12 protein-coding genes are annotated in these 14,721 nt (G+C 66.8%); 5 read left to right on the forward strand and 7 right to left on the reverse strand.

The genetic code is table 11. From position 1 onward, the window contains the following. The first annotated feature begins 3 nt into the window (after nt 1–3). Nucleotides 4–1,425, forward strand: coding sequence for an amidase (locus QX094_RS31180; RefSeq protein ID WP_316185315.1), 1,422 nt, complete (start codon nt 4–6; stop codon nt 1,423–1,425). A 410-nt stretch (nt 1,426–1,835) separates the two neighbouring features. Beyond that, nucleotides 1,836–2,726, forward strand: coding sequence for a crotonase/enoyl-CoA hydratase family protein (locus QX094_RS31185; protein ID WP_315714716.1), 891 nt, complete (start codon nt 1,836–1,838; stop codon nt 2,724–2,726). 195 nt (nt 2,727–2,921) lie between these two features. Here the strand turns inward: QX094_RS31185 and QX094_RS31190 are convergent, their stop codons facing one another. The 4 genes from QX094_RS31190 to QX094_RS31205 all read right to left on the reverse strand — a co-directional run bounded on the left by QX094_RS31190 (nt 2,922) and on the right by QX094_RS31205 (nt 7,564). Beyond that, complete coding sequence (locus tag QX094_RS31190; protein WP_316185313.1) at nt 2,922–4,961, reverse strand: methyl-accepting chemotaxis protein; 2,040 nt, start codon at nt 4,959–4,961, stop codon at nt 2,922–2,924. A gap of 92 nt (nt 4,962–5,053) precedes the next feature. Next, nucleotides 5,054–6,031: an NADPH:quinone oxidoreductase family protein gene (locus QX094_RS31195; protein ID WP_316185311.1), complete on the reverse strand. Its 978-nt coding sequence runs from the start codon at nt 6,029–6,031 to the stop codon at nt 5,054–5,056. Continuing rightward, nucleotides 6,031–6,636: a 2-hydroxychromene-2-carboxylate isomerase gene (locus tag QX094_RS31200; protein ID WP_316185309.1), complete on the reverse strand. Its 606-nt coding sequence runs from the start codon at nt 6,634–6,636 to the stop codon at nt 6,031–6,033. Before QX094_RS31200 ends, QX094_RS31195 begins: the two co-directional genes overlap by 1 nt. Before the next feature lie 223 nt (nt 6,637–6,859). After that, on the reverse strand, nt 6,860–7,564 hold the full coding sequence (locus QX094_RS31205) for a glutathione binding-like protein (protein WP_315749420.1): 705 nt from the start codon (nt 7,562–7,564) through the stop codon (nt 6,860–6,862). Between the two features lie 137 nt (nt 7,565–7,701). Between QX094_RS31205 and QX094_RS31210 the strand changes: the two genes are divergently transcribed. The 3 genes from QX094_RS31210 to QX094_RS31220 all read left to right on the forward strand — a co-directional run bounded on the left by QX094_RS31210 (nt 7,702) and on the right by QX094_RS31220 (nt 12,433). Further along, a complete protein-coding gene (locus QX094_RS31210) occupies nt 7,702–8,724 on the forward strand; it encodes a methionine synthase (RefSeq protein ID WP_316175567.1) in 1,023 nt (340 codons plus the stop codon). A 502-nt stretch (nt 8,725–9,226) separates the two neighbouring features. Then, nucleotides 9,227–9,622, forward strand: a complete 396-nt coding sequence (locus QX094_RS31215) for a pectate lyase-like adhesive domain-containing protein (protein ID WP_316175565.1) — start codon at nt 9,227–9,229, stop codon at nt 9,620–9,622. 102 nt (nt 9,623–9,724) lie between these two features. Further along, nucleotides 9,725–12,433, forward strand: a complete 2,709-nt coding sequence (locus QX094_RS31220; protein ID WP_316175564.1) for an autotransporter domain-containing protein — start codon at nt 9,725–9,727, stop codon at nt 12,431–12,433. Between the two features lie 51 nt (nt 12,434–12,484). Here QX094_RS31220 and QX094_RS31225 read toward each other — a convergent pair whose 3' ends face one another. The 3 genes from QX094_RS31225 to QX094_RS31235 form a co-directional block, all read right to left on the reverse strand. Further along, nucleotides 12,485–13,102 carry a hypothetical protein gene (locus QX094_RS31225; RefSeq protein ID WP_316188431.1) on the reverse strand — a complete coding sequence of 206 codons (618 nt, stop codon included), beginning with the start codon at nt 13,100–13,102 and terminating at the stop codon, nt 12,485–12,487. Between the two features lie 104 nt (nt 13,103–13,206). Then, nucleotides 13,207–13,728 (reverse strand): xanthine phosphoribosyltransferase, encoded by a 522-nt coding sequence (gene gpt / locus QX094_RS31230; RefSeq protein ID WP_315714724.1) that lies wholly within the window; start codon nt 13,726–13,728, stop codon nt 13,207–13,209. A gap of 38 nt (nt 13,729–13,766) precedes the next feature. Beyond that, nucleotides 13,767–14,504, reverse strand: a complete 738-nt coding sequence (locus QX094_RS31235; RefSeq protein ID WP_316175562.1) for a competence/damage-inducible protein A — start codon at nt 14,502–14,504, stop codon at nt 13,767–13,769. Nucleotides 14,505–14,721 lie beyond the last annotated feature (217 nt).

Raw genomic sequence — 14,721 nt, forward strand, 5'->3', positions numbered from 1 at the left:
AGCATGCACAAGCCCGTCTCGGATGACGTCACCTCGCTTCACGATCTCTCCGCCGTCGACCTGATCGCCGGCTATCGCGCGCGCCAGTTCTCGCCGTCCGAGGTGATGGACGAGGTCCTGGCGCACGTGGCGGCGTGGGAGCCGCACATCAAGGCGCTGTATCTGCTCGACGCCGACGCCGCGCGGGCCGCGGCCGAGGCGTCGACCGCGCGCTGGGCCAATGACGAGCCGGCCGGCGTGCTCGACGGCGTACCGGCGACGGTGAAGGACAATCTCGCCACCAAGGGCCAGCCGATGCCGCTCGGCGCAGCCAGCGTCACGCGCACGCCGCTCGCCGCCGATGCGCCGCCGGTGGCGCGGCTGCGCGAGGCCGGCGCGATCATCTTCGCCAAGACCACGATGCCCGATTACGGCATGCTGTCGTCGGGCCTGTCGAGCTTCCATCCGCTGACGCGCAATCCATGGGATCTCCGCATGAACCCCGGCGGTTCGAGCGCCGGTGCGAGCGCCGCAGCCGCCGCGGGCTGCGGTCCGCTGCATGTCGGCACCGACATCGGCGGCTCGATCCGGCTGCCCGCATCGTGGTGCGGCCTCGTCGGATTGAAGCCGAGCTTCGGCCGCGTGCCGATCGACCCGCCTTATGTCGGCCGCGTCGCCGGTCCGATGACGCGCATCGTCGACGATGCCGCGCTGATGATGAGCGTGCTGTCCAAGCCCGACCGCCGCGACGGCACCAGCCTGCCGCCGTCGGACCTGCACTGGAAGGTCACGGAGAAGCCGGTGCGCAAGCTGCGCATCGGCCTGATGCTCGATCTCGGCGGCGTCGGCCAGCCACTGGAGGAGCCGGTGCGCGCGACGACCCTGGCTGCGGCGAAAGCCTTCGAGGACGCCGGCGCCGTGATCAGCGAGGTCAAGGGCTTCCTGACGCGCGAGATGCTCGACGGTCTCGACAATTTCTGGCGTGCACGGCTGTGGGACGATCTGGCGCGGCTGGCGCCCGAGGTGCGCGCGATGACCCTGCCCTACATCCTGCGCTGGGCCGAACGCGCCGCCGCGCTCTCCGGCGTCGAAGTCGTCAGAGGCTTCAACGTCACGATGGCGCTACGTGCCGCCGCGGCAAGACTGTTCTGCGACTACGACTACATCATCTCGCCGGTCTCGCCCGGCGTGAAATTCCCCGCCGAGTTCGCCTCGCCGGTCAACGACCCCGAGAGGCCGTTCGAGCACATCACCTACACCGTGCCCTGGAACATGTCGGAGAACCCGGCAATCTCCGTCAATGCCGGCTACGACCCCGACGGCTTCCCGATCGGCCTGCAGATCGTCGGCCGCCGCTTCGATGATGTCGGCGTACTCGGGATGGCCAAGACGTTCGAGGGATTACGCGGCGAGCAGCGGCCATGGCCGATACCGCCGGCCTCCTGATTCGCGTCACCCCACTCCTTCCTCCGTCATTGCGAGCGAAGCGAAGCAATCCAGAGTCCCGCCCACGACTCTGGATTGCTTCGCTTGCGCTCGCAATGACGGGGAAAGAGCGTGGGCCACATCGCTGCCGGATCGCGTGCTGGGAGACCAATGAAAAGCGCGGCGCTTTGCCCGCCATGCGGAATGTCGTCACGATTTGACGCGGCCTCTCGCTGAACTATTGTACTCCCTATCGTCGATCCCAGTCGTCGTCATTCCGGGGCGTGCGAAGCACGAGCCCGGAATCCATACTCACGATGATGGTTATGGATTCCGGGCCTGCGCCCAAGAGGGCGCATCCCGGAATGACGGCGGAGATTGTGGCACGAGCAAACAACTAATAAGCGCCACGACAACATCAGGAAGCGCCAATGGCTTATCAGACCATCCTCTACGACGTCGCCGACAAGATCCTCACCATCACGCTGAACCGCCCGGAGAAGCTCAACGCCTTCACCGGCACCATGATGGAGGAGCTGATCGACGCCTTCGATCGCGCCGACAAGGACGACGGCGTCAGGGCGATCATCGTCACCGGATCGGGCCGCGCGTTCTGCGCGGGTGCTGACCTCTCCTCCGGGGCCGACACGTTCGATCGCGATGCCAAGCGCGGACCGGTGAAGCGCCACGCCGATGGCCGCGTCGACTATTCCGATCCGCAGGTGCGCGATGGCGGTGGCCAGGTCACCTTGCGCATCTTCAAGTCGTTGAAGCCGGTCATCGCCGCGGTCAACGGCCCCGCCGTCGGCATCGGCGTCACCATGCAGCTCGCGATGGACATCCGCATCGCCTCTGACGCGGCGCGGTTCGGCTTCGTGTTCTCCCAGCGCGGCATCGTGCCGGAGGCGGCGTCGAGCTGGTTCCTGCCGCGCATCGTCGGCATCTCGCAGGCGCTGGAATGGTGCTACACCGGCCGCGTGTTTCCGGCGCAGGAGGCGCTCGCCGGCCGCCTCGTCAGCAAGGTCGTGCCGCCGGATGATCTGCTGCCCACCGCCCGTGCACTGGCCCGCGAGATCGCCGACAAGACCGCGCCGGTGTCGATCGCGCTGATCCGCCAGATGATGTGGCGCATGATGGGCGCCGACGATCCGATGGAGGCGCACAAGGTCGACAGCCGCGGCATCTACGCGCGCGGCCGCTCCGACGACGTCAAGGAAGGCGTGGTGTCGTTCCTGGAGAAGCGCCCTGCGCAATTCAAGAACACGGTGACGGCCGATATGCCCGACTATTTCCCGTGGTGGGACGAGCGGGAGTATAAGTAGCGCAACGGCCCCGGGACACCATTTGGCAAAGAACGGCGTCCAGAGTGCCACGCGATAGATGGCGCGGTATTGGTCCTGGCTCAAGGCCGGGACGACGCCGCGTGGGCGGCAACTGCAACGACTCCATCAGCAGCACCAGGATCGCAATCGACCTCGGCAGCCAATCACCGCGCCAATCACATCGCGTGCGATCGCTCACGCCGCCTTGATGCCGCGAATGAAGTCGTCGACATGGCGGCGCATGCTCTCGGACTGACGCAGCAGCTCCGCCGACGCCCCGAGCACCTGGCTGGCGGTGGCGCCGGATTCGTTTGCGGCGGCCGTGACCTGCTGGATGTTCTGCGAAATTTCGTCGGTCCCTTTGGCTGCGTGCTGGACATTCCGCGCCATCTCGCGCGTCGCCGCGCCCTGCTCCTCGACGGCATTCGCGATCGACGACGCGATCTCGTTCAGCTCGCCGATGGTCGTGGTGATGCCGCGGATGGCCCGGACGGCCTCGCTCGACACCTCCTGCATTCCGGAGATCTGCGCGCGGATCTCGCCGGTCGCCTTGGCGGTCTGCTCGGCGAGCAGCTTCACCTCGCCGGCGACGACGGCAAAGCCGCGGCCGGCTTCGCCCGCCCGCGCGGCCTCGATGGTCGCATTGAGCGCGAGAAGATTGGTCTGGCCGGCAATGTCGCTGATCAGCCGCACGATGTCGCCGATCCGCTCGGCCATGCTGGAAAGGCCCTGCACGGTCTCGTTGGTCCTCTGCCCCTCCGCGGCCGCCTTCTGCGCCATGTCGGCCGACTGCGTCACCTGACCGCCGATGCCCGCGACCGAGCTCGACAGTTGGTCGGTCGCAGCGGCCATCGTCTGCATGTTGCTCGACGCGGCCTCGGTCGCCTGCGCGACGCTGCTCGCTTCACTGCAGGTCCGGCTCGCCGTCCGATTCATCACGGCGGCCGTCGATTCGAGCTGTGCCGAGGCTGAGATCACGCTGTCGATCACGGCCGCGATGTCACCGCTGAAACGGTCGGTCAGTTCGCCGACGCGCTTGGCTTTTTCGGCGCGCTGGCTCATCGCTTCCGCATCCCTGGCAGCGAGCTCGGCACCATGAATCATGTTCTCCTTGAAGACCTGCACTGCCCTCGCCATCAGGCCGACCTCGTCGCGCCGATCGACCGCGTCGATTGCAGCACTCACATCGCCCTTCGCCAGCTGCGTCATCGTATCGGCAAGCGCGTTGATCGGCCCGGTGATGCTGCGCGCCAGCGCAACGACGATCGCGAGGCTCAGCGCCAAGGCGACCAGCAGCAGCGCGCCGACGGCGGCGAGGCTGGCCGTGGCCGCGGCCTGCTTGCCGGCCATCAGCTCGGACAGCTCGACGGCCAGAGCGTCTTCGACCTGCTTCAGCAGATCGATCCGCAGCGTGGCCGCATCGAACCAGGCCTTGCTCGCGAGCCCTTTGAAATCACCGCTGACGCCGCCCTGATCCACCACCTTTCGCATGGCCACGACACCGTCGATCGCCGGTCCCGTCATCGCCGCATCGAACGCCGCACGTCCTTTCGCCGAGGCGGCGGCGCGAAAGGCCGCGAAATAGCTGTCCTGCGCCGCAGCCAGCCCTATGGCGCGCGCGTAGGCGGCCTGCTCGAAGCGACCGGCGGCAAGGCCTCCCGCCACGACCGCGCGCTCCAGGCCGGCGCGCTCCTTGCCTTCGGTCAGATTGCCATAGGCAATGATCGCCTTGGAGATATCGTCGTCATCGCTGAGCCTCGATATGCCGCTGATCAGGCTGATCAGCCGGCTGACGATCTCGCTGAGCGAGCTGACCGCTGCCGCCGGCGTGACGGCTTGGGCATCGATGTCGCCGCGGCGGCGATCGAGCTGCGTCAACGCCTGTTCGCCCGCCTGCGCCGCCTCGGCCAGTGCGGCGCTCCGGCGCAGCCCGTCCAGCGCGGCAACCGCGTGCGCGCGCTCGCCATCGGTCAGCTTGCGCTGCTGATCCAGCTCGGCACGCATCTGCGTGCCCTTGCTGCTCAGAAATGCCGACGACATGCCGCGCTCACGCTGCAGCTCATGAACGAAGCGGCTGAGCCTGGCGACGGCGTCCGCCGCCGGCTGCATGCGCGTCATCTCGACACGCACCGCCCATTTCGTGGAAATCTCGTAGGCCGCCAACGCGGCCAGTGTGACGATGGGCAGCAATGCAGACAGGGCTATGCGGTGAAGTATCTTCGACGTCTTCAACATGATCGGCCTCGACCTGTCCGATCACTCTATGAATCCAGTGGTAAAAAAATACACAGCCCCATCCGCCGAATTTTTGGGCAGACGCCTGCCAACTAATCCATCACCAGCGCGACGCGTCCGATGGCCCTGCGCTCGATCAGAAGCCGCATCGCCGATGCGTAATTGTCGAACGGCACGCGGTGGGAGACGTTGGGCCGCAGCTTGCCTTGCTCGGCGAACGCGAGCAGTGCAGCCATCCGTCGCTCGCCCAGCTCGGGATCCTTCCGCACCGCCTCGCCGGCGCGAACGCCGAGCACGCTTGCGCCCTTCATGAGGATCAGATTGGTGCGTGCGAGCCCGATGCCGCCGGTGAAGCCGACCACCAGCAGCCGCGCGCCCCAGGCGATGCAGCGCACGCTGTTCTCGAACACCTCGCCGCCGACGGGATCGAACACGACGTCGACGCCGCGGCCATCGGTGATGTGTTTGACGGCGTCGCGGAACGGCCCGCGTGAATACAGAATGAGATGATCGGCGCCACGCGCGCGTGCCACCGCGAGTTTCTCCTCCGACGACGCCGCCGCGATCACCGTTGCGCCGAGCAGCTTGCCGATCTCGACGGCGGCGAGGCCGACGCCACCGCCGGCGCCGTGCACCAGCAGCGTCTCGCCGGGCTTGAGCTGGCCGCGATCGACCAGGGCGTGATGGGCGGTGCCGTGGCCGGCGAGATAGGTCGCGCCTTCCGCGTAGTCGAAAGTCGACGGCAGCGGCGTGAGCTGGCTCCCTGCCACCACCGCCTCCTCCGCGTAGGCGCCGAAGCGCATGCGGACGATCACCTTGTCGCCGACGGCGCGGCCGGTCACGGCGGCCCCGGTTTCGACGACATCGCCGGCGGCCTCGACGCCGGGCGTGAACGGCAGCTCCGGCTTGAGCTGATACTCGCCGGCCGCCATCAGGATGTCCGGGAAGTTGATCCCGGCAGCGCGGATCTTCACCCGCACCTCGCCGTCACCGAGTGAGCGCGGCGGTAGGGCCTCCAGCCGCAGCGTCTCCGGCGGACCGAGCTCGCGGCAGACGATCGCACGCGGCATCAGGCGCGCCCCTTCGCCCGCGCCAGCGCCTCGCGGATCAGCGGCAGCCGATCATTGCCGAAATACATGTTGGTCACGTCGAGGAAGATGGTCGGCGAGCCGAAGCCGCCGCGCTTGACGACCTCCTCGGTGTTGATGCGCAGCTGGTCCTTGATGCCCTGCTGCGCGATCCCATCGAAGAACGCCTTCGGATCGACGCCGACGCGCCGGCACACCTCGGTCAGCACCGCATCCTGCGAGATGTCCTGGTCCTCGCCCCAATAGATCTCGAACACGGCCCGTGCGAACGGCACCATGTCCTGGCCCAGCCAGATGCAGCCGCGCATCGCCTTGACGCTGTTCACCGGAAACACCGATGGCGGCATCTTGATCTTGAGCCCGGCCGAGCGGGACCAGTCGTCGAGGTCCTTCAGCGTGTAGGCCGCCTTGGCCGGCACCGGCTTCTCGCGCTGCGCATAGACGCTGGGATTGACGGTGTTGAAGATGCCGCCGACCAGGATCGGCCGCCAGACGATGTCGACGCCGAATTCTTGCGCGAGCGGTTGGATGTTGTGGAAGGCAAGATAGGTCCAGGGGCTGGAGCAGTCGAAGAAGAATTCGATCATGTGTGTTTCCTCAAGGTCTCGATAAGTTCGCCTTTGCGCGCGCAAAAATCCGGAGTGTGGTCGTGGCCCTGGATTGCTTCGCTTCGCTCGCAATGACGGAGAGAGTTGGTGCAAACCACTCTCTCCGTCATTGCGAGGAGCGTAGCGACGAAGCAATCCAGGGGCTGCAACATACGGTCTGGATGGCTGATCCCCATGCTCCTCGCGATGCCGCGGAGCTCGCTCACGACCGCCCCGTCATCTCCTTCGCGCGCGCGCCGAACATCACATGACGCGACTGCTCGTTGAACGGCTCCTTGACGAACTTGCCGATCGCCAGCCCCGCCTGCAGCTTGGGCCGCGCGCGCAGGTCCGCGTACCAGCGCTGGATGTCGGGATAGTCGTCGAGCGTGAATCCCTGGGCCTTGTGCGTCATCATCCAGGGAAAGCAGGCGATGTCCGCGATCGAATAGTCGTCGCCGGCGACATAGGCGCCGGTCTTGCCGAGCTGCACGTCGAGCACGTGGAACAGCCTGGCCACCTCGTCGCGGTAGCGCTGGATCGCGTAAGGGATCTTCTCAGCCGCATAGAGCGCGAAATGGCCGTGCTGCCCCATCATCGGTCCCAGTCCGGCCATCTGCCACATCACCCATTGGATGACACGCGAGCGCGCCCGCGTCTCCTGCGGCAGGAAACGGCCGGTCTTGTCGGCGAGATAGATCAGGATGGCACCGGTCTCGAACACCGGGAACGGCGCGCCGCCATCGGCCGGCGCGTGATCGACGATCGCGGGAATCCGGTTGTTCGGGCTGATCGCCAGGAACTCCGGCTTGAACTGGTCGCCGGCGCGGATGTCGACGGGAATGACGGTATAGGGCAGCCCGAGTTCCTCGAGCATGATCGAGATCTTCCAGCCGTTCGGCGTCGGCGCATAATGGAGATCGATCATCCTTCCACGATTCCTTCCCCGGACCATTATGCCGCGCTGCGGAACACGCGAGGCGGCTTCGTTCTTCTGTACCTAAAGGGTAAGCCATGGCAGACAGGCGCTCAAGCCTGACCGCCTTTATGCTGGAGAGTTCGACCATGCTGTTTCCATCGACCATCGCAGGCTCGCTGCCGAAGCCGGAATGGCTGGCCGAGCCCAACGTGCTGTGGGCTCCGTGGAAGTCGAAGGGCGAGGAGCTGGCGCGTGCCAAGCGCGATGCGACGATCCTGGCGCTGAAGCTGCAGGAGGATTCCGGCATCGACATTCTCACCGAGGGCGAGCAGTCGCGCCAGCATTTCGTGCACGGTTTCCTGGAACGTGTCGAGGGCATCGACTTCGCCCACAAGGTCGAGATGGGCATCCGCAAGGACCGCTACAAGGCGATGGTACCGCAGGTGGTGGCGCCGCTGTCGCTGAAGGGCCGCGTCCATGGCGACGAGGCGCGGATCGCGCGCACGCACACCACGCGCGCGCTGAAGTTCACGCTGCCCGGACCGATGACCATCATCGACACCATCGCCGACAATTACTACGGCGACCGTGTGAAGATGGCGTTCGCCTTCGCCGAGCTGCTGAACCAGGAGGCCAAGGCGCTGCACGACGACGGCATCGACATGATCCAGTTCGACGAGCCCGCTTTCAACGTCTACATGGACGAGGTGCGCGACTGGGGCATCAGGGCGCTGGAGCGCGCCGCAGAAGGGCTGACCTGCCCGACTGCCGTGCACATCTGCTACGGCTACGGCATCAAGGCCAACACCGACTGGAAGGAGACGCTGGGCGGCGAGTGGCGGCAGTATGAGGAGACCTTCCCGGTCATCGACGCCAGCACCATCCAGCAGGTCGCCGTCGAATGCCGCAATTCGAAGGTGCCGATCGAGCTGCTCGGCCTGCTCAAGAACAAGATCGTGCAGGCCGGCGTCATCGACGTCGCCAGCGACGCGATCGAGACCGCCGAGGACGTCTGCAAGACCCTCGAGGACGTCATGAAGGTGGTGCCGAAGGAGAACATCATCGCCACCACCAATTGCGGCATGGCGCCGATGCGGCGCGAGATCGCCGAGGCCAAGCTGATGGCGCTCGGCACCGGCGCAAAGCTGGCACGGCAAAGGTTTGCCTGACTCAGATGTCAGGTCAGACCCGAGGCAAGGGCGTCGACGGCTCGCCGCCCCCCAAGGCATCGCGCTCGGGGCCCTGGCTCAATCGCGATCGCGCCGGGAGGCGACACGCACACGGGCCTGGAATCAAAGTAAGAGCGCATCCGAGGTGAGCACGGCCTCACCACGCGCGATTCGCCGCAACAGCACGGCCGCGCCTTTGCTGCCCCTGCACGACCGCCGCGATGGCCACGTCAGCCTTTCATATGCACTGCTCTGTGTTTTGCGGCAGATCGCAGCGATCATCGATCACGGTCGCCGGATGGGGAAAATCTATCCTTGGTAGCAAAATACCAGACGCACAACATTCCCGACGCTGTGTGTCTTTGCTGCGCTTGACAGTATGTGTCCTAACATTTCATTTCTTGGCCACAAGTGTGGCGTGAATTTTTTGCTGCTTAATCCAATTCGTATCTGACCTCCGCTTTCATTATTGGGGAATGCAATGGCTTGCCTTGCGAGAACGATGTTTGCTGCGCCGAAGTCGCGGCGCTGGCTGACCCTCTCGGTTCTTCTTGCGGGCACCATGTTGAGCACCCAGGCCCTGGCGATCGACGTCGCCAACCAGACCGACTGGAATACGGCGGTGGCAGCGGTCGCGGCCGCCGGCGCCAACTCGACCGTCACCATCAACATCACCAGCGGCTTCACGCTGTCGAGCTCGCTTGCGCAACTGCAGGCCGCCAACAGCAACGTCACGGTGAACATCACCGGCAACGGCCAGACGATCAACGGCGCCTCCTCGTTTCAGGGCATCGTCGTCAACGGTGCCAACGCGCCGACCGTGAACATCTCCAGCCTGGCGATCACCAACACGGCCGCGATCGGCGGCAACGGCCAGAACGGCCAGAACGGCTATTAGAGCGGCGGCCTGGCCTATGGCTCCGGCGGCGGCGGCGGTGGCGGTCTCGGTGCCGGCGGCGGCCTGCTGGTCGGCAGCGGCGCCAACGTCACGATCGCCGCGGTGACCTTCACCAGCAACAGCGCCACCGGTGGCGCCGGCGGCAATGGCGGCAGCGCACAGAATGCGGCGGCCGACCCGGTGAATGGCGGCAACGGCGGCGCGGGCGGTGCCGCGAACAACGGCGGCGCCAGCGGCGGCGGCGGCGCGGGCGGCACGGGCGGACATACCGGCACGCAAGGCACGGCCGGCACCGCGGGCGCCGCGCTCGGTGACGGCGGCGGTGGCGGCGGCGGCTCCGGCACCACCAACAGCAACACCTACACCAACAACAATCCCGGCGGCAGCGGCAACGCCAATGGCGGCAACGGCGGCACCGGCGGCGACGGCGCCACCAACGCCAGCGGCGCGGGCGGTCCCGGACCCGGCTCCGACGGCGGCGCCGGCGGCAATGGCGGCGCCGGCAATGGCGGCGCCATCTACGTCGCCACCGGCGGTACGCTGACGATTCTCGACTCGCCGATTTCCGGCAACACCGTCACCGGTGGCGCCGCCGGCACCCCCGGCATCGGCATCGGGCCAAGCGCCATCAATGGATTTTCGGCAGCGGCCGGCGCAGCGCAGGGCGCCGGCATCTTCCTGAGCGGCGTGACGGCCAATATCGGCGTGTCCGGCGGCACCGTGACCTACGGCGACTCCATCGGCGGCACCGGCCTGACGACCGGCGGCGTCAACACGGCGATCAACAAGACCGGCATCGGCACGTTGGTGCTGTCGGCGACCAATACGTTCACCGGCAACGTCAACATCAGCGCCGGCACGCTCTCGGTCGGCGCCACCGCCAATCTCGGCAACGTCGCCAACGACGTGATCATTTCCAATGGCGGCACATTGGCGGTCACCGGCACGACGACGTTCGCCAACGGCCGCGACTTCAAGATTGCCGGGCTGTCGACGATCGACGTAGCCGGCGCGACCACGACCACGTTGCAAGGCATCGTCGGCGACGGCGCGTCCGCCGGCACCCTGGTGAAGGCGGGCGGCGGCATCCTGCTGCTCTCGGGCACCAACACCTACACCGGCGCGACCAATGTCGACGCCGGTACGCTGCGCGCGGCCTCGGCCGGCGCGTTCGGCGCCAGCACGGTGTTCAGCGTGCTGTCCGGCGCCACGCTGGATCTCAACGGCTTCAACAAGACGTTCGGCACGCTGAGCGGAGATGGCACCGTCACCGGCGCCAACGCGACGATCTCAGGTTCGTTCGCGCCGGGCAACGGCACCCCGGCGTCCTCCATGGCTATCGTCGGCAACCTCGCGTTCCAGTCGGGCGCGCAATACCTGGTGCAGGTGAATCCGAGCACGGCGTCGTTCGCCACCGTCACCGGCACTGCGACGCTCGGGGGCGCCGCCGTCACCGCAACCTTCGCAAACGGCAGCTACATCTCCAAGCAATACACCATTCTCACCGCCACCGGCGGTGTCAGCGGCACCTTCGGCGGCGTCACCAACACCAACCTGCCGGCGGGCTTCAGCGCGACGTTGAGCTACGACGCCAACAACGCCTTCCTCAATCTGACGATGAGCTCGTCGGGGAACATCAACCAGCAGAACGTCAGCAACGCGCTCAGCAACTACTTCAACACGAACGGCAGCATTCCCGTCGTCTTCACCGGGCTGACGCCAGCGGGGCTGACGCAGATCTCGGGCGAGACCGCGACCGGCTCGCAACAGACGACGTTCAATGCGATGACGCAATTCATGGGCGTCATGACCGATCCGTTCGTCGGCGGCCGCGGCGACCAGGGCTCTGCGCCCAGCGGCGCGATCGGCTACGCGGAGGAGACGCTCGCTTTTGCGTCCAAGCGCAATCCGAACGACGCGCTGGCCGCGATCTACACCAAGGCGCCGGCCGCGCCCGTGGCCAGGCCGGGCTGGAGCGTGTGGGCAGCCGGCTTCGGCGGCTCGCAGACCACCGATGGCAACACCGCGCTCGGGTCCAACAATACCACCAGCAACATCTACGGCACGGCCGTCGGCGCCGACTACCGCTTCTCGCCGTCCACGATCGCCGGGTTCTCGATGGCCGGCGGCGGCACCACGTTCAGCGTCGCCAATGGCGGCAGCGGCCGGTCCGACCTGTTCCAGGCCGGCGCCTTCGTCCGGCACACGGTCGGCCCGGCCTATATCTCCGCGGCATTGGCCTATGGCTGGCAGAACATCACCACCAACCGCACCGTGACGGTGGCCGGCGTCGACCAGCTGCGCGCCAACTTCGACGCCAACACCTTTGCCGGCCGGGTCGAGGGCGGCTATCGCTTCGTGTCGCCCTGGATGGGGTTCGGGATCACGCCCTACGCCGCGGCGCAGTTCACGACGTTCAGCCTGCCGGGCTATGCGGAGAATGCGGTCTCCGGCGCCAATACCTTCGCGCTACGCTTTGGATCGCAGAACGTCACCGATACGCGGTCGGAACTGGGCCTGCGCACCGACAAGGCCTATGCGCTGGCTGATGGCGTTTTCACGCTGCGCAGCCGCTTCGCCTGGGCCTATGACTTCAACCCCAGCCGGTCGGCCGGGGCCACGTTCCAGACCCTTCCGGGCGCATCCTTCGTCGTCAACGGCGCGCGGCAGGCGCAGAATTCAGCGCTGACCACGGTCTCCGCTGAAATGAAGTGGCGGAATGGCTGGTCGGCCGCCGCGAGCTTCGAGGGCGAGTTCTCGGATGTGACCCGCAGCTACGCCGGCAAGGGCATCGTGCGCTACACGTGGTGACGCGCGGAGCTCCGCGCGGCACATCCGCGCGGCGCCCCGATCACCCGACGGTCAGGTCATCGCGCTCGGATGCAGCACCGGCGCATAGCCCGCCTGGATCGCGCGCAGCGTCGAGGGCGGGGTCAGCAGCAACGCGTCGGTGATCCCTGCGCGTGGCGCGTCATAGCCCGCCGCCGACCAGGGCAGCGCCCTGCCTTTTCGGATCAGAAAGCTCTCCTCGCCTGCCTGCACCATGGCCCCGTCAGGCAAGGCGGCGAGCGGCGTCGGCAGCGGATGCAGGCGCTTGCGACCGCGATCGAGGCGCTCGCGATGGAGCACGCGATCAATCTCGGAGATGCGCAGAGCCCCGACGCCGTTGCCCTCTTGCCATGCGGTGCGAAACCTCTTGGCGTCGTCGCGGCGGCAGTAGAAGCAGGGGCGATGACCGGCGGCGAGCGCGGTCGCCTCGTCAAGGAAGAACAGCTCGGTCCAGCTTTGCGTTGCCATGACCTTGCGGCGCTTGCCGCGAAACTCGCACAGGCAGACCAGCCAGGCGGGACTCGACCAGCGCCGGTTCAGCAGCGTCTTCGTCGCGGGGTCGTGGATGATGCCGCGATTTCCGGTGAAGAGGCCGCGATGCGGCGCGGCGACGATATCGCCCATCGGCGTGACGCGGTTCTGCAGCGGCATGGCGAGCCTTCGGCTGGCGAATAGCGAATGGGGAGTAGCGAATAGCGAACGCCTCGCCCACCCGAATTCCCTATTCGCTACTCCCTATTCGCCACTCTCCGGGCTTACGCCGCCCCGTCGCGCAGTGGCGGCGCGAACGACAGCGCGGTGTCCCAGGGGAAGAAGATCCAGGTGTCCTGCGACACCTCGGTGATGAAGGTGTCGACCAGCGGCCGGCCCTTCGGCTTGGCGTAGACGGTGGCGAAATGGGCGTCGGGGAGGATCTCGCGGACCATGCGTCCGGTCTTGCCGGTGTCGACGAGATCATCGACGATCAGGAGCCCCTTGCCGGTGCCGCCGCCGAGTTGCGCCGTGTCGGCCGAGATGCCCTTCAGGACCTGCAGCTCGCCCTGCTTGGTGTGGTCATAGCTCGCGATGCAGATCGTATCGATGACGCGCACGCCAAGCTCGCGCGCCACGATCGCCGCCGGCACCAGTCCGCCGCGGGTGATGGCCACGACGGCATGAAACGGCCCGATCTCGTTCAGCCGCCAGGTCAGCGCCCGGCAATCGCGATGAAACTGGTCCCAGGACACCGGGAAGGCCCGGCCCGCGCGCTCCTCTGCACTCAAAGTCTTGTCTGGCATCTCATCTCGTCCGTGAGTTCTCGACAGCTGCACCTGCTTTAGCGCGTCACGTCGAGCCCGGCGAGCATCTCCTTCACGGCTGCCATCGCGGCCGACAGCTTGTCCTGGTCGCGCGAGCGCACGACGAGATGCGTGTTCGGCTTCTGGTCCTCGTCGATGAAGGGATAGCTGCCGATGATGGTGTCCGGATGCGCCTTGGCGATCTCGCGCAGGGGGCCGCCGATGTCGCCCTCGCGGGCATTGGCGCGCACAGTCTCCGACAGCATGCGCACGCCCGATTTCAGCTTCGGCGCGACGATGTCCATCATCGCCTGCATGATCGACGGCACGCCGGCCATGACGATGACGTTGCCGAGCTTGAAGCCGGGCGCCAGGATGGTGGCGCTCTGGATCAGCTCGGCGCCGTCGGGGATGCGCGCCATGCGCAGCCGCGCCTCGTTGAGCTCCTGCTCGCTCCAGCGCTCGCGGAAGCGCGCCACCACCTCGGGATGGTGGTCGATGCCGACGCCGAACGCCTTGGCGATCGCATCCGCGGTGATGTCGTCATGGGTCGGACCGATGCCGCCGGTCGTGAACACATAGGTGTAGCGGTGCCGCAGCGCATCGAGCGCCGCGATGATGTCCGGCTCGTCGTCCGAGACCACCCGGACCTCCTTGAGGTCGATGCCCAGATTGGTCAGGTATTCGGCGATGAAGCCGATGTTCTTGTCCTTGGTGCGGCCGGACAGGATCTCGTCGCCGATGACCAGCAACCCCGCGGTGACGATCTCGCTCATGGTTTCTCCTCGCATCTGTCGTCTCTTTTGGCCCGCCACGGCGCCAATGTCATCCGGAACGTCGCAGTCTATGCCGCGGATTTGAGCACCACGCAGCCGGTTTTTCGGGCACGGCCTTAGCACCCCCCACGAAATGCCGCAGGAGAATGCATATCGCGCTGGCCCGGCCCTTGCTACCATCCCGAGGAGTCATGCAGTGTATGGCGAGGCTGGGACA

It is taken from the genome of Bradyrhizobium sp. SZCCHNS1050, assembly GCF_032484785.1.
Classification (GTDB): Bacteria; Pseudomonadota; Alphaproteobacteria; order Rhizobiales; family Xanthobacteraceae; genus Bradyrhizobium.

Bases quoted from the DNA above. Each gene is read 5' to 3' on its own strand.
- QX094_RS31180 (WP_316185315.1), top strand. From the start codon at position 4: ATGCACAAGCCCGTCTCGGATGACGTCACCTCGCTTCACGATCTCTCC.
- QX094_RS31185 (WP_315714716.1), top strand. From the start codon at position 1,836: ATGGCTTATCAGACCATCCTCTACGACGTCGCCGACAAGATCCTCACC.
- QX094_RS31190 (WP_316185313.1), bottom strand. From the start codon at position 4,961: ATGTTGAAGACGTCGAAGATACTTCACCGCATAGCCCTGTCTGCATTG.
- QX094_RS31195 (WP_316185311.1), bottom strand. From the start codon at position 6,031: ATGCCGCGTGCGATCGTCTGCCGCGAGCTCGGTCCGCCGGAGACGCTG.
- QX094_RS31200 (WP_316185309.1), bottom strand. From the start codon at position 6,636: ATGATCGAATTCTTCTTCGACTGCTCCAGCCCCTGGACCTATCTTGCC.
- QX094_RS31205 (WP_315749420.1), bottom strand. From the start codon at position 7,564: ATGATCGATCTCCATTATGCGCCGACGCCGAACGGCTGGAAGATCTCG.
- QX094_RS31210 (WP_316175567.1), top strand. From the start codon at position 7,702: ATGCTGTTTCCATCGACCATCGCAGGCTCGCTGCCGAAGCCGGAATGG.
- QX094_RS31215 (WP_316175565.1), top strand. From the start codon at position 9,227: ATGTTTGCTGCGCCGAAGTCGCGGCGCTGGCTGACCCTCTCGGTTCTT.
- QX094_RS31225 (WP_316188431.1), bottom strand. From the start codon at position 13,102: ATGCCGCTGCAGAACCGCGTCACGCCGATGGGCGATATCGTCGCCGCG.
- gpt (WP_315714724.1), bottom strand. From the start codon at position 13,728: ATGCCAGACAAGACTTTGAGTGCAGAGGAGCGCGCGGGCCGGGCCTTC.
- QX094_RS31235 (WP_316175562.1), bottom strand. From the start codon at position 14,504: ATGAGCGAGATCGTCACCGCGGGGTTGCTGGTCATCGGCGACGAGATC.